Here is a 17,976-nt window from a genome sequence, read left to right as displayed (position 1 = left end):
GCGGACGGGATCAGACCGGTGTGACGTACGCGCCGGAGATTCCGCCGTCGACGAGGAAGTCGGTGGCGTTGACGAACGAGGAGTCGTCGCTGGCGAGGAACGCGACCGCGGCGGCGATCTCCGTCGCCTCGGCGAACCGGCCGACCGGGATGTGCACCAGCCGGCGGGCCGCGCGCTCCGGGTCCTTGGCGAACAGCTCCTGGAGCAGCGGGGTGTTGACCGGCCCGGGGCAGAGTGCGTTGACCCGGATGCCTTCGCGGGCGAACTGCACGCCGAGCTCGCGGGACATGGCGAGGACGCCGCCCTTGGACGCGGTGTACGAGATCTGGCTGGTGGCCGCCCCCATGATCGCCACGAAGGACGCGGTGTTGATGATCGAGCCGCGGCCCTGCCGTCGCATGTAGGGAAGGGCTGCCTTGCAACAGAGGAAGACCGAGGTGAGGTTGACGTCCTGGACGCGCTTCCATGCCTCGAGCCCGGTGGTGAGGATGGAGTCGTCGTCGGGCGGCGAGATGCCCGCGTTGTTGAAGGCGATGTCCACGGAGCCGTAGGTGTCGTACGCGGCCTTGAAGAGCGCCTCGACCTGTTCGGGGTCGGTGACATCGGTGCGTACGAAGAGGCCGCCCACCTCGTCGGCCGCGGCCTTGCCCGCGATCTCGTCGATGTCCGCGCAGACGACGTGGGCGCCCTCGGACGCCAGGCGGCGGGCGGTGGCGAGGCCGATGCCGCTGCCGGCGCCGGTGATGACGGCGGTGCGGCCGACCAGGCGGCGGCAGATGTTCTCGGTGTCTGTGGTCATGCCGGTTCAGGCCTCCGTGCTGATGAAGACGTTCTTGGTTTCGGTGAAGGCGGTGAGGGCGTCGGGGCCCAGTTCCCGGCCGAGACCGGACTGCTTGTAGCCGCCGAACGGGGTCCAGTAGCGGACGCTGGAGTGGGAGTTGACGGACAGGTTCCCGGCCCGCACCGCCTGGGAGACGCGCAGCGCGCGGCCGACGTCGCGGGTCCAGAGGGAGCCGGCGAGGCCGTACTCGGTGGCGTTCGCGAGTCGCACCGCGTCCGCTTCGTCCTCGAAGGGCAGGACGACCGCGACCGGCCCGAAGACCTCTTCGGTGGCCACCGGGGAGTCCGGGTCGGCGTCGGTCAGCACGGTGGGCGGGAACCAGAAGCCGGGGCCCTCGGGGGCGCTGCCGCGGATCGCGCTCGCGCCTTCGGGGACGTACGACCGTACGCGTTCCAGCTGGGTCCGGGAGATCAGCGGGCCCATCCGGGTCTTCTCGTCGGACGGGTCGCCGACGACGACCGAGGCGACGGCGGGAGCGAGGAGTCCGAGGAAGCGGTCGTGGACGGAGCGTTCGACGAGGATGCGGGTACGGGCGCAGCAGTCCTGGCCCGCGTTGTCGAGGAACGCCATGGGAGCGGCGGCCGCGGCGGCCTCGATGTCGGCGTCGGCGAAGACGATGTTGGGGCTCTTGCCGCCGAGTTCGAGGGTCAGCCGCTTCACGCGCGCGGCGCACCTGGCCATGATCTGTTTGCCGACGCGGGTGGAGCCGGTGAAGACGATCTTGGCGACGCCGGGGTGCTCGACGAGGGCGTTGCCCGCCACGTCGCCCTCGCCGGGCAGCACTTGGAAGAGGTGTTCGGGAAGGCCCGCTTCCACGGCCAGCCGGGCGAGCCGCAGTGCGGTGAGCGGGGTGGTCTCGGCGGGTTTGAGGATGACGGCGTTGCCCGCGGCGAGCGCGGGGGCGGCGCCCCAGGCGGCGATCGGCATGGGGAAGTTCCACGGGGCGATCACGCCGACGACACCGAGAGGTTCGAGCAGAGTGAGGTCGATGCCGCCGGGGACCGGGATCTGCCGGCCGCTCAGCCGCTCCACTCCCCCGGCCGCGAAATCGAGCAGATCGCGGACGTTGCCCGCCTCCCAGCGGGCGCCCGCGAGGGTGTGACCGGCCTCGCGGACCTCCAGCCGGGCCAGTTCCTCGCGGTGCTCGTCGACGACGACGGCGAAGCGGCGCAGCAGCCGGGCGCGGTCGGCGGGGGCCGCCGCCGCCCAGGTGTGCTGCGCGGCGGCCCCCCGTACGACGGCCGCGTCGACCTCGGCGGCGGTGGTGGCCGGGACGGTCGCCACGACTTCCTCGGTCGCGGGGTCGAGAACCAGGTGCTCGGTGATCTCGGCGGTCTTGGTGATCTCGGTGGTCACGTCGTGCCTCACAGACGTTCGAAGGAGCGGCGGAGCTCCCAGTCGGTCACTGCGGCGTCGAAGGCGTCGAGTTCGACGCGCGCCATGTTGCGGTAGTGCGCGACGACCTCCTCCCCGAAGGCCGCCTTCGCCACCTCGCTCCGCTCCCAGAGTTCGGCGGCTTCGCGGAGCGTGGTGGGGACGTGGTCGTACGCGGCGGTGTAGGCGTTGCCCTCACAGGCTTCGGGGAGTTCGAGCTTCTGCTCGATGCCATGGAGACCGGCGGCGATCAGTCCGGCGACGGCGAGGTGCGGGTTGACGTCACCGCCGGGCAGCCGGTTCTCGAACCGCATCGCACGGCCGTGGCCGACGACGCGGAGCGAGCAGGTGCGGTTGTCGTGACCCCAGGCGACGGCGGTGGGTGCGAAGGAGCCGGGCTGGAAGCGTTTGTACGAGTTGATGTTCGGCGCGTAGAGGAGGGAGAACTCGCGCAGTGCGGCGAGCTGTCCGGCGAGGAAGTGGCTCATCATCGGGGACATGCCGCCGTCCTCGCCCGCCATGACGTTGCGCCCGTCGGTGTCCTGGAGCGAGAGATGGATATGGCAGGAGTTGCCCTCGCGCTCGTTGAACTTGGCCATGAAGGTGAGCGCGACGCCCTCCTGGGCGGCGATCTCCTTGGCGCCGGTCTTGTAGACGGCATGCTGGTCGCAGGTGACCAGGGCCTCGTCGTACCGGAAGACGATCTCGTGCTGGCCGGGGTTGCACTCGCCCTTGGCGGACTCGACGGTCAGGCCCGCGGCCGCCATCTCGTTGCGGATGCGGCGCAGCAGGGGCTCGATGCGGCCGGTGCCGAGGACCGAGTAGTCGACGTTGTACTGGTTGGCGGGGGTCAGATCGCGGTAGTTGCGGTTCCAGGCCTGTTCGTAGGTGTCCTTGAAGACGATGAATTCGAGCTCGGTGCCCGCATGGGCGGTGAGACCGTGCTCGGCGAGGCGCTGCAGCTGGCGGCGGAGGATCTGGCGGGGTGCGGCGACGACGGGCGAGCCGTCCTCCCACGCGAGGTCGGCGATGACCATGGCCGTGCCGTCGTTCCAGGGGACCCGGCGCAGGGTCGTGAGGTCGGCGTGCATGGCGAAGTCGCCGTATCCGCGCTCCCAGGAGGACATCGCGAAGCCGTCGACGGTGTTCATGTCGGTGTCGACGGCCAGCAGGTAGTTGCAGCCCTCGGTGCCATGCTCCATGACCTCTTCGAGGAAGAAGGCGGCAGCGAACCGCTTGCCCTGCAGCCGTCCCTGCATGTCGGGGAAGGCGAGGACGACGGTGTCGATCTCACCGCTCTCGACGAGAAGCCGTAGCTCCTCGACCGCGAGCGGGGGTGTGCGGTCTGCCACGGGAAGATCCTCCTTCGGTCAGCCGGAAGTCATAAGGTAGGGCTGAGAACCATTGTTGGGAAGGGAAGCAGGGACGTGGCGGAGGGAAGCGAGCCCATCGAGGGACTGCAGCCGGCGCTGCGGCCTGTCCTGCGGCCCGTGCGGGCGGGCAACGGCTTCGAGGAAGCACTCGAACAGATCCTGCAGGTGGTCAGGCTCGGTCTGGTGCCGGGCGGCGAGCGGCTGCCCGCGGAGCGCGAGCTCGCCGAGCGGCTCGGGATCAGCCGCGTCACTCTGCGGGAGGTCCTGAAGGTGCTGCAGGATCAGGGGCTGGTGGAGAGCAGACGGGGGAGGTACGGCGGTACGTTCGTGCTCCCGCGCGCCGGCAGCCCCGGCGAGGACGAGCTGCGCCGCCGGGTGGCGGCCGTCGACGTCGAGGACGTCCTGCGCTTCCGCGAGGTGCTGGAGACCGGGGCGGCCGAGCTGTGCGCCACGCACGGGCTGACGGACGAGGGCGCGGAACGGCTGCGTACGGCTCTGGCTGCGACACACGATGCACCTCTGCCCGACTACCGCAGGCGCGACACGCTCCTGCACCTGACACTCGCGGAACTGTCCGGATCCGCCACGCTGGCCGCGCAGTACGCGGCCGTCCGGGCCACGGTGAACGACCTGCTGGACTGCATACCGCTGCTCGTGCGGAACCTGGAGCACTCGCAGCAACAGCACACCGCGTTCGTCGAAGCGGTGCTCGACGGGGACGCCGAAGCGGCGCGCGCCCTGATGCGCGAACACTGCGCGGGCACGGCGGCGCTGCTGCGCGGATTCCTGGCCTGACCGCTTGCGCGGCAGCCCACCGAAACGCAAAGGTATTTCTCAGCACCATTGAACCGGGTCCGCTCGCAGGCGGCCGACCGGAGGGCCCCGCCATGTCCGTACCGCTCATCGGCGTCACCACCTACTTGGAGCCGGTCGCCCGCTGGGGTGTCTGGGAGCTCCCCGCCGCCCTGCTCCCGTCCGCCTATCCGCGGCTGGTCCAGCGCTCCGGCGGCCTCGCCGCCCTGCTGTCGCCGGACGACCCGGCGCGGGCGGCGGCCGCCGTGGCCCGGCTGGACGGTCTCGTCGTCGCGGGCGGTGCCGATGTCGAGCCCGTACGCTACGGCGCGGAGCGCGATGCCAGGACCGGACCGCCGGCCCGGGAACGCGACACGTGGGAGCTGGCGCTGCTCGGCGCCGCCCTGCAGTCCGGCACACCGGTGCTCGGCATCTGCCGCGGCATGCAGCTGCTGAACGTGGCCCTCGGCGGCACCCTCACCCAGCACCTGGACGGGCACACCAACCCGCTCGGCACGCCCGGCGTCCTCGGCGAGCACCCGGTGACGCCGGTTCCGGGAACGCTGTACGCGTCGATCGTGCCCGAGGAGTCCTCCGTACCGACCTACCACCACCAGGCCGTGGACGTGCTCGCCCCGGACCTGGTCGCGTCCGCCCATGCTGCGGACGGCACGGTCGAGGCGGTCGAACTGCCGGGGGCCCGGTGGGCGCTGGGGGTGCAGTGGCATCCGGAGATGGGGGACGACCTGCGGGTGATGCGGGCGCTGGTGGCGGCGTCGAAGCGGGGCTGACCGCGCGCCGGTCGGCGGGCTACGGCGTGCGCCGTCCGAGCCGGCCGCGCAGCCACCCCAGCGCCGCCGCCCCCTGCGCCGCCTGGAACGCCCGCACGGTCGGCAGGCCCGGCGGGTCCGGCATCAGCGAGTGCGCGACGAAGTAGCCGGCGAGCGCGGCAAGTACGGCGTTCACACCGTCCGGGTCGGCGGCGCGCCCCAGCGGATGGGTGGTGAACACCGTGTCCGGGTCGGGGCCGCCCTGGGCGGCCACGCACGGCAGCATCGCCAGCAGATCGAACCAGGGCGCGGCCCGCAGCGCGTGGGGCCAGTCGACGAACACCACCCGGTCGTCGGTGAGCAGGATGTTGTCGGCACGCAGATCCCCATGGGCGAGGCTGTCGCCGGTTGCGGGCCCGGCCCAGCCGGACTCCAGCTCCGCGAGTACGTCGAGGTGGCGTGCCGCCCACGGGGCGAGCCGCCCGGGCAGCCCCTCGGTGTCGCGCGCGGCGAGCAGGGTCCGCCAGCCGCTGAACGTCTCGGCCTCGCTGTCGGCGACGGCGGGTGCGTCGATCGGCGCCGGGGTCATGATCCGGCTGAGCTCGCCGACCGCTGTCAGGACCCGGTCCAGTTCGGCGGCGATCCAGGGGATGCGGGGCTGGCGGCCGTCGATGTCCTGGAGGACGAGGGCGACCCGGGTTCCGTCGTCGTACGAGCCCAGCAGCCGCGGTACGGGGGCGTCGGGCGGGAGGGCGGCGGTGTTGCGGGCTTCGGCGCGGTGCAGGTCGGGGCTGCCGGGGTTCACCTCGGCGCTGACCACCTTGACGAACGCCCGCCGCCCGTCGGCGAGCAGGATCCGGGCGGCGACGCCCGGTGAGAACCCGCCGCTCTGGTTCCGCGCGTCGACGACAGGGGCGCCGAGGATGTCCTCGACGGCGCTGCGTACGACGCCCGGAAGGTCGGCCCAGTGGTGGCGGACGCCGGTTGCGGGAGGCGCGGTCACGTTCATCTGCGCATCCTGGCCCGGGGCCGGGGCCGGGCCAACCGAATATCAGGCCGTCCGCGCATCAGCCGGTCCCGCGCCGGACGCGCAGGAAGTCCGTCCGGTGTTCGGGGGCGGGCCGGCAACCGGACGCCCCGGTCCCCTCCCGCTGCCGCACTACGCCTCGCGCGCCGTCAGTGCGAGCAGGTCGCGAGCCGGGCCCGTGGGCCGGTGTCCCGAAGGCCAGACCGCCCTCAGTTGTCGTCGGAACCGTACCCCCGCCACCGGGGTCTTCACCAGCCGCCGCGAGGACAGTTCCTCCCCCAGCGCCAGTTCGCTCAGGACGCACGGTCCCGCACCGCTCTCCGCCGCACTCTTCACCGCTGTCGTCGAGGAGAGTTCGAGCAGTGGCTGCGCCAGCCCGCCGTGGACGGCCAGTGCCGCGTCCAGGACCTGTCGGGTGCCGGAGCCGCGCTCGCGCAGGATCAGTGGGGTCGCGGCCAGTTCCTGCGGCCTCAGCGGTGTGCGGCGGCGGGCCCACGCGTGGGACGGGGCGACCACGACGACGAGGCGGTCGTGCGCGATGACCGTTCCGTCGAGACCCTCCGGTATGGACAGCCCCTCCACGAATCCGAGGTCGGCCTCGCCGGCGAGCAGCCGCCCCGCGACCGCCGCCGAGTTGCCCGCGAGCAGCGAGACAGCGGTGTCCGGCCGTTCGGCGCGCAGTGCGATCAGCCAGCCGGGCAGCAGATATTCGGCGATGGTCATGGAGGCGGCGACCCGCAGCCGGGAGTCGCGCCGGTCCCGCAGCGCCTGCGCGCCCACGTCGAACGCCTCGGCGGCCTCGACGATCCGGCGCGCCCAGTCGGTGACGAGCGCGCCCGCGTCGGTGAGCCGGGAGCCGCGCGGCGACCGGTCGAGGAGGGCCACACCGAGCTGTCGCTCCATCGACCGGATGCGGCTGCTGGCGGCGGGCTGGGTGATGCCGACGTCTCGTGCCGCGCGTCCCAGGCTGCCGTGCCGGGCGACGGCGAGCAGCAGCTCCAGCGCTCCGAGGTCGGGGACCCGGTGGGACAGGAGGGCGGGTGTGGGTGCGTCCTTGGGCATAAAGCCAGCTTATGACCCCATAGAGACAAGCTCCCTGGTGGGGGACCGCCCCCGGAACAAGGATCGTGGCATGGCCATCTTTCCGCAGACCCGCGCGCAGACGACCGCCCCGTACTCCGCCGCTGTGCGGCTTCCTTCTCTGCGATACATCGGCCCCAACTGGTACGCGACGGTCATGGGCACGGCCATCGTGGCCGGCGCGGGCGCCGCGCTTCCCGTGCACGTGCCCGGGCTCCGGGCGGCCTGCACGGTGGTGTGGGCGCTCGCGGCGGTGCTGCTCGCGGCGGTGCTCGCCGCCCGCGCCGGACACTGGTTCGCCCACCGCGACCAGGCCCGTGCCCATCTCCTCGACCCGGCCGTCGCCCCGTTCTACGGCTGCCTCTCGATGGCGCTGCTGGCCGTCGGCGGCTCCACCATGACGGTCGGCCGGGACGTCATCGGGCATCGGGCCGCCCTCGCCGCGGACGTGGTGCTGTACACCGCGGGCACGGCGATCGGCCTGGCCGCAGCGGTCGCGATCCCGTATCTGATGGTCGTACGCCACCGTCCGGCGCCCGGGACCGCATCGCCGGTCTGGCTGCTGCCGGTGGTGGCGCCGATGGTGTCCGCGGCGCTCGGCCCGCTGCTGGTGCCGGAGCTTCCCTCGGGTCAGTTGCGGGAGGGGATGCTGCTCGCCTGCTACGCGATGTTCGGGCTGAGCCTGCTGGCGACGCTGGTGATGCTGCCGCTGATCTTCGCGCGGCTGGTCCACCAGGGTCCGCTGCCCCTCGCCCTGACCCCCACGTTGTTCCTGGTCCTCGGTCCGCTGGGCCAGTCGACGACCGCGGTCGGTCAGCTCGCCGATGTGGCGCCGGGGGCGATCGGGGCGCCGTACGCCTCCGCGCTCGGGGCGTTCGCCGTGCTCTACGGGGTGCCGGTGATGGGGTTCGCGCTCCTGTGGCTGGCGCTGGCCGCGTCGATGGTGGTGCGCGCGGTACGGGGCGGCATGACGTTCGGCATGACCTGGTGGGGGTTCACCTTCCCGGTCGGTACGTGTGTCACGGGCGCCGCGGGCCTGGCCCGGCACACCGGTCTGACGGCGTTCACCTGGCTGGCCGTCGCGCTGTACGTGCTGCTGGTGACGGCCTGGGCGGTGACCGGGCTGCGGACGCTGCGCGGGCTGTTCAGCGGAGCGCTGCTCGCAGCGCCGCAGGCGCCGCCGCCAGTGACGGTCCGTACCACGTGAGATACCGCCCGTCGACGAGTGCGGCGGGCAGCGCGGGAAACGCCTCGGGGCCGTCGGTCGCGGTGAAGCGGTACGGCTCGTCGGGCAGCACGACCAGGTCGGCGCCGCTCGCGTTGAGCTCGTCGAGCGGGATGCGCGGGTAGCGCTCGGCGTGGTCCGCGTACACGTTCCGCACGCCGATCCGGACCAGCAGATCACCGGCGAAGGTGTCGCGTCCGAGCACCATCCAGGGCCGACGCCAGATCGGCACGATGGCGCGGCGCGGTACGGAAGCGGGCGGCGGGAGCGCCGCCCAGGCGGCCTCGGCCGCGTCGAGCCAGTCGGGCCGGCGCAGCCCGCAGCCGGTCACCAGGGCCCGGTGCAGTTCGGCGAAGGCCTGGTCGAGGGTGCGGACCTCGGTGACGAGGACCGTGGTCCCGGCCGCCCGGAGCGCGGCGAGGTCGGGTGCGCGGTTCTCCTCCTCGTTGGCGAGGACGAGATCGGGGCGGAGCGCGAGAACCGCGGCCACATCGGGGTTCTTGGTGCCGCCGATGCGTGCGGCGGTCAGACCGGCCGGATGGGTGCACCAGTCGGTGACGCCGACGAGGAGGCCGGGGTCGGTGGCGGCGACGGCCTCGGTGAGCGACGGGACGAGGGAGACGACACGTTCCACGGGCACCGGTGTCTCAGCGCCTCGGGTCGTTCGTGGCGTCGATGTGCTCGGCAACCGCGACGACCAGCAGTCGGGTGCCCGGCATCGTGGCCCGCCAGCGGTGCCGTACCCCGCCCGACAGGAACAGCGTGTCGCCGCGCTCCAGCCGGTACGCCTGCCCCTCCGCCTCCACCTCGGCGGCGCCCTCCGCGACGTACATCACCTCGTCGTTGCGGTGCTGGAACTCCCGCCCGAGGTCTATCTCGCCGGTGAACTCCAGTGCGCTGAGCTGGTGCCGCCCCCGCACCACTCTGCGTACCCCGTCGTCCTCGCCCGCGCGGACCACGTCGACGGCTCGCGCGGAGTCCGCGGCGGCACGCAGCCGTGCCGTGGTGGTCTCCAGGGCAACGGCCACCCGGTCCAGCGACCGGGCGCTGGGCCGGGCCCGCTCGTTCTCGATCTGGCTGAGAAACGGCACGGACAGGCCGCTGCGGCCGGCGACCGCGGCCAGTGTCAGCCCCAGGCTTCTTCGTCGTCGGCGAACCGCGGCGCCCACGCGGAGTGTGTCCTTGTCGTCCATGTCCGGCTCCCTCCCGACTCGTCATCCTTCCGGCTGCCAGCACCTTACGCACAAGGTTGGCCAAGGACAGCCGGTAAATGAATGCCGGAACAGCCGGAAGGGGTGGCACCGCCGACCGGCAGTGGCACCCCTTCACGGTGCTTCAGACCCTACTGGGGGGCCATCTTGTCCGCGATGCCCGGATTCTTGTCCATCCAGGCCTTCACGGCTTCTTCCTCGTGCCCCGTGCCGCGCTTCTGGATCTCGTTCTCCAGGCCGGCCAGCTGCTGCTCGCTGAGCTTGAAGTCCTTGAACCACTTGGTGAGCTGCGGGTAGTTCTTCGGGAAGTCCTTGCTGGCGATCGTGCGGATGGTGTCGCCATTGCCGAAGGCCTTCTTGGGGTCCGTCAGCTTGGTGAGGTCGTACTGGTTGTACGCCCAGTGCGGCGTCCAGAGCAGAACCGCGATCGGCTCCTTCTTGGCGTACGCGCGCTTCAGCTCGGCGAGCATCGAGGGCGTCGAACTGTCGACGACCTTGTACTCCTTGTCGAGACCGTAGGCGGGCAGCACGTTGTTCTTCAGGTTGGCCATGGTGGCGGTGCCGGGCTCAATGCCGACGATGCGGTTCTTGAACTCGTCCCCGCGGCCCTTGAGGTCCTTGTAGGACTTGATGCCCTTGACGTACGAGGGGACGGCGACCTCCAGCGAGGTCGGCCCGTACCACGATCCGAGGTCGGTGAGCCGGGAGCCGTACTTGTTCCAGTAGTTCTTCTGGGTGTACGGCAGCCAGCCGTCGAACTGCACGTCGAGCTGGCCGCGGGACATCGCGGCGTACATCGGACCGACCTCGAACTGCTTCAGGTTGATCTTGTAGCCACGGTCCTCCAGGACGGCCTTCCACAGGTAGGTGGCGGCGATGTCCTCCTCCCACGGGAACCAGGCCATCTCGACGGTGCGGTCGCGCTCGTCCTTGCCGCTCGCGCCCTTCGCCGCCTTGGTGACCGGGGTCCACTTGTCGGCGACGCCCGGGTTCTCCTTCAGCCAGGCGCGGACCGCTTCCTGCTCCTTGCCCTTGCCGGTCGTCTGGATCTTCGCCTCAAGACTGGTGAGCTGGTCCTCGGTCATCTTGAAGTTCTTCAGCCAGTTGCCGACGTGCGGGTTGTCGTCGGAGAAGCCCTTGCGGGTCAGGGTGTGGATGCCGTCGCCCTTGCCCCAGAGGTTCTTGGGGTCCTTGAGCTTGGTGAGGTCGTACTGGTTGTACGCCCAGTGCGGCGACCAGAGCGGGACGACGATCGGTTCCTTCTTGGCGTACGCGCGCTTCAGCTCGGCGAGCATCGAGGGCGTGGAGCCGTCGACGACCTTGTACTCCTTGTCGAGGCCGTACCCCGGCAGGATCTTGTCCTTGAGCAGCCCGGTCTCACCGGCGCTCGGCTCGATGCCGACGACGCGGCCCTTGAAGTCGGACGCCTTGCCCTTGAGGTCGTCGAGCGAGTCGACGCCCTTCACGTACGAGGGGACGGCCAGCTCCAGGGAGGTGGGGCCGTACCAGGAGCCCATGTCGTCCAGGCGGTCCCGGTACTTCTTCCAGTACGTGGCATGGGTGACCGGGAGCCAGGAGTCGGTCTCGAAGTCGATCTGGCCGTTCGCCATACCCGTGTAGAGCGCGCCGGCCTCGTACTGCTTCACGTCGACCTCGAAGCCGCGCTGCTCCAGCAGCTCCTTCCAGAGGAAGGTGGAGGCGATGCCCTCGTCCCACGGGATGTATCCCATGCTGATCTTCTGGCCCTTGCCGACGTTCGATGCGTCGGTGGCGGCACCGGTGTCCTGCTTCGACGAGCCGAAGATGCCCATGCCACCGGCGACGAGCGCGAGGACGACGACGCCGACGACCGCGACGGCGGGCTGCGGACGGTAGTTCCAGATCTTCAGTCCGCCGGCCACCGACTGGGCCTTGGCGAGGGCGCGGCGGGCCAGCGGGGAGACCTCGCGGCCCAGCGCGCTGGTCATCCGGTCCAGATACATCGCCAGGATGACGATGGAGATGCCCGCCTCGAAGCCGAGGCCGACGTCGACGTTGCCGATGGCGCGGTAGACGGAGCCACCGAGGCCGCCGCCGCCGACCATGCCGGCGATGACCACCATGGACAGGCCGAGCATGATGACCTGGTTGATGCCCGCCATGATCGTGGGCAGGGCGAGCGGCAGCTGCACCCGCAGCAGGGTGTTGCGCGAGGTGGTGCCGAAGGCCTCGGCCGCCTCGACAAGGTCGCCGTCGACCTGGCGGATGCCGAGCTCGGTCATCCGGACGCCCGGGGGCAGCGCGAAGATGATGGTGGCGATGATGCCGGGCACGACGCCGACGCCGAAGAAGATGACGCCGGGAATCAGATAGACCATGGCGGGCATGGTCTGCATGAAGTCGAGGACCGGCCGGGTCACCGCGGACACCGTCTTGGAGCGGGCCGCCCAGATGCCGAGCGGGACGGCGAGGACCAGTGTGACGATGGTCGCGACGAGCACCAGTGTGAGGGTGTCCATCGCTTCGTCCCACAGCTCGACCGAGTCGATGAGCGCGAAGCCCACGAAGGCGAGTCCACCCGCGAGCAGACCGCGCAGCCACCAGGCGATGACCGCGACGATGCCCGCGAACAGCAGCGGGGCGGGGGCGGAGAGGACGGCGGCTATGCCGTCGAACATGCCGCCGACGACGGAGCTGATCGCGTCGAACAGCCAGGCCAGGTGGGTCTGCAGCCAGTCGACCGCACTGTCCACCCATTCACCGAGCGGGAGCCTAAACATCGGCGGCCACCTTCTTCGCGGTGGTCGTGGCGTCCTGCGGCAGCTCGATGGGGCTCATCGGCTCGCCGAGGACGGCAAGCAGCCGGGACCGGGGGACGACCCCGACGAGCTTGCCCTTGTCGTCGGTCACGGCGACCGCGACACCACTGCGCGAGCACGGCGTGAACAGCTCGATGATCGGCGTGGACTCGGAGACCGTGGCCGGCGCCGACCTGAGGACGTCGTCGGGCGTACGGAGTTCCTCGCCGTCGTCGCCCGTGGTGCCCATGACGGTGTGCGGCTCGGCCATGACGGCGCCCGCGGTGAGCACCCGGGAGCGGTCGACGTCCTGGGTGAAGGAGGCGACGTAGTCGTTGGCGGGGGTGACGAGGATGTCCTCGGCGGTGCCCAGCTGGACGATCCTCCCGTCCCGCATCACGGCGATCCGGTCGCCGAGGCGCATGGCCTCGTTGAGGTCGTGGGTGATGAAGACGATGGTCTTCTTCAGCCGCTTCTGCAGTTCCAGCAGCTGGTCCTGCATGTCGCGGCGGATCAGCGGGTCCAGCGCGCTGAACGACTCGTCCATCAGGAGCAGGTCGGCGTCGGTGGCGAGGGCGCGGGCCAGGCCGACGCGCTGCTGCATACCGCCGGACAGCTCGTCGGGCCAGGACTTCTCCCAGCCGGCGAGGCCGGTCAGCTCCAGCGCCTCGGCGGCGCGCTTCTCGCGCTCGGCACGCGGCACACCCTGCACTTCGAGTCCGTACGCGGCGTTCTCCAGGACGCTCCGGTGCGGGAACAGGGCGAAGTGCTGGAAGACCATGCTGATCTTCGAGGAGCGGACGGCGCGGAGTTCGCGGGGGCTCAGGGCGGTCAGGTCCTGGCCGTCGAACAGCACACGTCCGGCTGTGGGGTCCAGCAGCCCGTTGAGCATCCGCAGCAACGTGGACTTGCCGGATCCGGACAGACCCATCACGACGAAGATCTGGCCCGGTTCCACGGTGAACGAGGCGTCGATCACCGCTGCGGTCGTTCCGTCGGCGCGCAGCTCGTCGCGGTCCGTGCCGCTCTCGAGCTTCTGCACGGCTTGATCGGGTCGTCTGCCGAACACCTTGTACAGGTGGTCGGCTTGCAGCCTTGACACATACACCTCACGCGTTGAACCGAAAACGGTCTGCCACCCCCTCCGGCAGACCGTGGAGCGACGCGGATTCGGTCCGCTTGGCACGCGCTGCAGTGGAAATGGCGACGTGGTCCGCTCCGATGGCGCGCCTGCCCGCACTTACACGAACCAAACAGAACAGTGACCCAGTTCACTTTTGGGTCGGTGTCAGTGAGGTGCGGCATCATCGGGGTGTGACGCGACGCCTGATGCTCCTCGACACCGCTTCCCTCTACTACCGCGCCTACTTCGGGGTCCCCGATTCGGTGCGCGCACCGGACGGCACGCCGGTGAACGCCGTGCGCGGTCTGCTCGACTTCATCGGGCGGCTCGTCCAGGACCACCGGCCGGACGACCTGGTGGCCTGTATGGACGCGGACTGGCGGCCGCACTGGCGGGTCGAGCTGATTCCCTCGTACAAGGCGCACCGGGTCGCGGTGGAGACCGCCGACGGGCTGCCCGACGAGGAGGAGACCCCCGACACACTGGCGCCGCAGGTCCCGATCATCGAGGACGTGCTCGACGCGCTCGGGATCGCGCGGGTCGGTGTCCCGGAATACGAGGCGGACGACGTGATCGGCACGCTGACCGGTCTCGCCACCGGCCCGGTGGACATCGTGACCGGCGACCGGGACCTCTACCAGCTGGTCGACGACGCCCGTGGGGTGCGGGTCCTCTACCCGCTGAAGGGGGTCGGGTCCCTGCAGCTGACGGACGAGGCGTGGCTGCGCGAGAAATACGGGGTGGACGGCTCCGGCTATGCCGATCTGGCGCTGCTCCGCGGCGACCCGAGCGACGGGCTGCCGGGGGTCCCCGGCATCGGTGAGAAGACGGCGGCGAAGCTGCTGGACGCCTTCGGCGATCTGGCCGGGATCATGGCCGCGGTGGACGATCCGGCGGCGAAGCTGACTCCCTCGCAGCGCAAGCGGCTCGACGAGGCACGGGACTACGTGGCCGTCGCGCCGACCGTGGTCCGGGTCGCCGGTGACGTCCCGCTGCCCGCGTTCGATCCGGCGCTTCCCACCGAGCCGCGCGACCCCGCCGCCCTCGAAGTGCTGGCCGAGCAGTGGGGACTGGGAGGTGCCCTTCAGCGGCTGCTCTCCACACTTCGGAACTGAGGTGCTAACTTAGGCAAGCCTAAGTATTTGGAGCAGGGAGAACCTCGTGGCAGAACGACCGGCGCGGCAGGCACCCACGGCGCAGGGGGCCCAGGTCCTGCGCACCGAGCGGATCACCCCGCACATGGTGCGGGTGGTGCTCGGCGGTGACGGCCTGGCCGGCTTCGCGTTGTCCGGGTTCACCGACCACTACGTCAAGCTGTGCTTCGCGCCCGAGGGCGCCGACTACGCGCACCCGTTCGACATGGCCCGGATCCGCGAGGAGTATCCGCGCGAGCTGTGGCCGACCACCCGTACCTACACGGTGCGTTCCTGGGACCCGGTCGCCCGGGAGCTGGCGATCGACTTCGTGGTCCACGGCGACGAGGGCCTGGCGGGGCCGTGGGCGCTCCGCGCGGCTCCGGGTGATCAGGTGACCTTCCTGGGTCCCGGCGGCGGTTACGGACCCGACGCGTCGGCGGACTGGCACCTGCTGGCCGGCGACGAGAGCGCTCTGCCGGCGATCGCGGCGGCTCTGGAACAGATGCCCGCGGGTGCGGTGGCGCACGCCTACATCGAGGTGGTGGACGCGTCCGAGGAACAGAACATCGTGACGGCCGACGGGGTCGAGCTGACCTGGCTGCACCGCGGCGACCGCCCGGTCGGCGAGGCGCTGACCGCGGCCGTGAAGTCCCTGGAGTTCCCGGTGGGCCGGGTGCAGGCGTTCGTGCACGGCGAGGCGGGCTTCGTGAAGGAGATCCGCCGCCACCTGCGGCTCGACCGGCAGATCCCGCTGCCGCAGCTGTCGATCTCCGGCTACTGGCGCCTCGGTCAGAACGACGACGCGTGGCGCTCGGTGAAGCGCGAGTGGAACCAGCAGGTGGAGCGGGAGCAGGAGAGCGCCGCGTAGGCCGCACGTCCGGGGCACCCGTGGTGGACATCCACGCCCCGGTCACCGTCCGCCCTGGACGGTGACCGGGGCGTCGACGTGCGGCGGCGACGGGCACGCGACCGGGTCGTCCGCGTACGAAACGGTGGCGCCGGCGGACACGCGACCCGGGCGCCCACGCGTCGGACGTGTCCCCCTCATCCGCCCCCGTCCCGCTCCCCCTGCTCGCCGCCGTACGCCCTGGCCGAGGCGTCCACGTGCGCGAGCCTGCGCAGCGCGCTGAACATTGCCTCGCCCAGCACCGTGCCGACGACCACGCTCTCCACCAGGTCCTCGCGCGCCACCCGCCGTCCCACGTAGTCGAGATCGGCCCGGGCGACCGGTTCCGCGGCGCTCGCGTAGTCGTCGAGCAGCTCGCAGAAGCCTCCGTGCCCGGCCCGTCGCAGTGCGGCCAGCACCCCGGCCAGGGCCTCACCGGCCGGACTCCGCGCCTCCACCCGCCAGCCGCGCCGCTCCAGCAGCTCGGCCACCTCTTCGCGGGCGTCGTCCAGTTCGGGCCCGGGTTCGCTGCCCTCGATTGCCGTGATCCGCTTCGCCGCCACGCCCAGCACATGGTGCACCGGCTGCGCGGGGTCGTCGATCGTCCGAAGTACGTCACCGATCGCGGAGAGCGAGAGTCCGCCGACATCCAGAAGGGCACGGATCAGCTTCAGCCGGCGCTCGTGCCCGGAGTCGTACGACGCCTGGTTCGGGCTGGTCAACTCCCCCGGGGGCAGGAGCCCTTCCCGCACGTAGAACTTGATCGTCGCCACCGAAACCCCGGACCTGCGGCTCAACTCGCCGATGCGCACGCTGCGTTCTCCCTTTCCGCTCTTGCCAACCCCGCATCCCATCATAGATAGTTCCACTATCGGATAGCGGAGAGTCTCACTATCCATAATCTTCGGTCTTCACAGGGAGTACACCCATGCCGTCATGGCGTTCCTGGCACCGCCCGTTAGTCCTCTTCGCCGCGGCGATGGCTGTCATGGCCGTCATCTCCGGAGTGGGACTCCTGGTCGACGACCGGGTCCTCGCGGGCTCGGCGATCTGGTTCAAGCCCTTCAAGTTCGCGGTCTCGTTCGTGGCGTACGCCCTGGCGCTCGCCTGGATGCTGACGCTCCTCACCCGCGGCCGGCGCACCGGCTGGTGGGCCGGGACCGTGGTCACGGTCTCCAGCCTCGCCGAGATGGCGATCATCACCGCGCAGGTCATCCGCGGGAAGCGCAGCCACTTCAACCACGCCACCCCGTTCGACGAGCGGCTGTTCACCGCGATGGGCGTCACCGTCGCCGCCCTCTGGACCGGAACCCTGGTCATCGCGGTCCTGTTGCTGCGCGCCCGTATCCAGGACCGCGCCGCCGCCCTCGCGATCCGCTCGGGGGTGTTCATTGCGCTGGTGGGCGCGGGAATCGGCTTCCTGATGACGCAGCCGACTCCCGAACAGCGGGCCGCCGGGAACCTCGACACCGCGGATGTGATCGGCGCACACTCCGTCGGCGTACCCGACGGCGGCCCCTCGATGCCGCTCACCGGCTGGTCGACGACCGGCGGCGATCTGCGCATCCCGCACTTCGTCGGCATGCACGCGCTCCAGTTGCTCCCGCTGCTCCTGCTCGCCCTGGTGGCGCTGGCCCCGCGCTTTCCCCGGCTGGGCGATCCGCGGGTACGGCTGCGCCTGATGCTCGTCGCATCAGGGGCGTACGCGGCGGTCGTCGCCCTCGTCGCGTGGCAGGCGCTGCGCGGGCAGTCACTGATTCATCCGGACGGCGCGACGCTCACTGCCGCGTCGCTCCTCCTGGCCGCCACCGCCGCCGGAACGTATGCGGCGCTGCGGCCGACTCCCGTATTCCGCACCACGGATTCCGTCGAGAAGGAGCTCATGGCATGACCGGTGCACTCTTCGAGGTCTCGTTCTGGCTGGCAGCGCCCTTCTGGCTGCTCATGATCCTGGCGCCGCACTGGCGGCCCACCGCGCGCCTCGCGGCGTCCCCTCTGACCGTCCTGCCGGTGCTGGCCGTGTATCTGATGATGGCCGTGCCCGTCTTCCCCGAACTGTGGACTGCCGTGCGCAGCCCCGACATCGACACGTTCCGCGACCTGACCGTGCTGGCGAACGGGGCGGGGGCCATCTGGGCGCAGGTCATCGCGTGGGATCTGCTGCTCGGCCAGTGGATGTTCCTGGAGGGCCGTCGGCTGGGTGTCCCCGCGCTGGTGATGAGCCCTCTGCTGGTACTGACCATTCTGCTGTCGCCGTTCGGCCTGCTGGTCTTTCTGGTGCTGCGCGCGGTCCGGAAGCCGAAGAGCCGGCCCGGGGAGACCTTCCCGGACCGGTTCCACGATGCGGCGCTCTCCTGACCC

17 protein-coding genes are annotated in these 17,976 nt (G+C 71.0%); 7 read left to right on the top strand and 10 right to left on the bottom strand.

Going from position 1 to position 17,976, the window contains the following annotated elements:
- Positions 1-10: 10 nt before the first annotated feature.
- Genes OG972_RS32850 through OG972_RS32840 form a run of 3 tightly spaced genes read right to left on the bottom strand, consistent with a single transcriptional unit; the run spans position 11 to position 3,567 of the window.
- Entirely contained in the window at positions 11-799 is a 789-nt protein-coding gene (locus OG972_RS32850) for a 3-oxoacyl-ACP reductase (protein ID WP_266987718.1), read from the bottom strand.
- Positions 800-805: 6 nt separating this feature from the next.
- Entirely contained in the window at positions 806-2,197 is a 1,392-nt protein-coding gene (locus OG972_RS32845) for an aldehyde dehydrogenase (protein WP_266987716.1), read from the bottom strand.
- Positions 2,198-2,205: 8 nt separating this feature from the next.
- Positions 2,206-3,567, bottom strand: a complete 1,362-nt coding sequence (locus tag OG972_RS32840; RefSeq protein ID WP_266987714.1) for a glutamine synthetase family protein — start codon at positions 3,565-3,567, stop codon at positions 2,206-2,208.
- A 75-nt stretch (positions 3,568-3,642) separates the two neighbouring features.
- On the opposite strand from OG972_RS32840, the gene OG972_RS32835 reads away from it, so the two are divergent.
- Both OG972_RS32835 and OG972_RS32830 read left to right on the top strand, forming a co-directional pair.
- Positions 3,643-4,383 carry a FadR/GntR family transcriptional regulator gene (locus OG972_RS32835; RefSeq protein WP_266987712.1) on the top strand — a complete coding sequence of 247 codons (741 nt, stop codon included), beginning with the start codon at positions 3,643-3,645 and terminating at the stop codon, positions 4,381-4,383.
- Between the two features lie 92 nt (positions 4,384-4,475).
- Positions 4,476-5,171, top strand: coding sequence for a gamma-glutamyl-gamma-aminobutyrate hydrolase family protein (locus OG972_RS32830; RefSeq protein ID WP_266987710.1), 696 nt, complete (start codon positions 4,476-4,478; stop codon positions 5,169-5,171).
- A gap of 19 nt (positions 5,172-5,190) precedes the next feature.
- On the opposite strand, the gene OG972_RS32825 is transcribed toward OG972_RS32830, so the two are convergent.
- Entirely contained in the window at positions 5,191-6,159 is a 969-nt protein-coding gene (locus OG972_RS32825) for an aminoglycoside phosphotransferase family protein (protein ID WP_266987708.1), read from the bottom strand.
- Positions 6,160-6,309: 150 nt separating this feature from the next.
- Positions 6,310-7,239, bottom strand: coding sequence for a LysR family transcriptional regulator (locus tag OG972_RS32820; protein WP_266987706.1), 930 nt, complete (start codon positions 7,237-7,239; stop codon positions 6,310-6,312).
- 70 nt (positions 7,240-7,309) lie between these two features.
- Between OG972_RS32820 and OG972_RS32815 the strand changes: the two genes are divergently transcribed.
- Positions 7,310-8,464 (top strand): TDT family transporter, encoded by a 1,155-nt coding sequence (locus tag OG972_RS32815; protein WP_266987704.1) that lies wholly within the window; start codon positions 7,310-7,312, stop codon positions 8,462-8,464.
- Here the strand turns inward: OG972_RS32815 and OG972_RS32810 are convergent.
- From OG972_RS32810 to OG972_RS32795, 4 genes are all read right to left on the bottom strand, one after another.
- On the bottom strand, positions 8,403-9,122 hold the full coding sequence (locus OG972_RS32810; RefSeq protein WP_266987702.1) for a helical backbone metal receptor: 720 nt from the start codon (positions 9,120-9,122) through the stop codon (positions 8,403-8,405). The genes OG972_RS32815 and OG972_RS32810 overlap by 62 nt on opposite strands.
- A 7-nt stretch (positions 9,123-9,129) precedes the next feature.
- Positions 9,130-9,675 carry a helix-turn-helix domain-containing protein gene (locus OG972_RS32805; RefSeq protein ID WP_266987700.1) on the bottom strand — a complete coding sequence of 182 codons (546 nt, stop codon included), beginning with the start codon at positions 9,673-9,675 and terminating at the stop codon, positions 9,130-9,132.
- A 149-nt stretch (positions 9,676-9,824) separates the two neighbouring features.
- Positions 9,825-12,452, bottom strand: coding sequence for an ABC transporter permease/substrate binding protein (locus tag OG972_RS32800; protein ID WP_266987699.1), 2,628 nt, complete (start codon positions 12,450-12,452; stop codon positions 9,825-9,827).
- A complete protein-coding gene (locus tag OG972_RS32795) occupies positions 12,445-13,512 on the bottom strand; it encodes a glycine betaine/L-proline ABC transporter ATP-binding protein (RefSeq protein WP_266987697.1) in 1,068 nt (355 codons plus the stop codon). Before OG972_RS32795 ends, OG972_RS32800 begins: the two co-directional genes overlap by 8 nt.
- Positions 13,513-13,799: 287 nt before the next feature.
- Here OG972_RS32795 and OG972_RS32790 point away from each other — a divergent pair, with 287 nt between their 5' ends.
- Entirely contained in the window at positions 13,800-14,708 is a 909-nt protein-coding gene (locus OG972_RS32790; RefSeq protein ID WP_266990865.1) for a 5'-3' exonuclease, read from the top strand.
- Between the two features lie 46 nt (positions 14,709-14,754).
- Entirely contained in the window at positions 14,755-15,597 is an 843-nt protein-coding gene (locus tag OG972_RS32785; protein ID WP_266987695.1) for a siderophore-interacting protein, read from the top strand.
- Positions 15,598-15,773: 176 nt separating this feature from the next.
- Here the strand turns inward: OG972_RS32785 and OG972_RS32780 are convergent, their stop codons facing one another.
- A complete protein-coding gene (locus tag OG972_RS32780) occupies positions 15,774-16,427 on the bottom strand; it encodes a MerR family transcriptional regulator (protein WP_266987693.1) in 654 nt (217 codons plus the stop codon).
- A gap of 116 nt (positions 16,428-16,543) precedes the next feature.
- Here OG972_RS32780 and OG972_RS32775 point away from each other — a divergent pair, with 116 nt between their 5' ends.
- Positions 16,544-17,506, top strand: coding sequence for a hypothetical protein (locus tag OG972_RS32775; RefSeq protein ID WP_266987691.1), 963 nt, complete (start codon positions 16,544-16,546; stop codon positions 17,504-17,506).
- A complete protein-coding gene (locus OG972_RS32770; protein ID WP_266987689.1) occupies positions 17,503-17,973 on the top strand; it encodes an ABA4-like family protein in 471 nt (156 codons plus the stop codon). Before OG972_RS32775 ends, OG972_RS32770 begins: the two co-directional genes overlap by 4 nt.
- The last annotated feature ends 3 nt before the right edge of the window (positions 17,974-17,976 follow it).

Origin of the sequence: Streptomyces sp. NBC_01669 (assembly GCF_026339735.1) — a bacterium.
GTDB classification, from domain to species: domain Bacteria; phylum Actinomycetota; class Actinomycetes; order Streptomycetales; family Streptomycetaceae; genus Streptomyces; species Streptomyces yanii.
The sequence above is the reverse complement of the archived record's forward strand: the minus strand, read 5'-3'. Positions and strand labels throughout refer to the sequence as shown.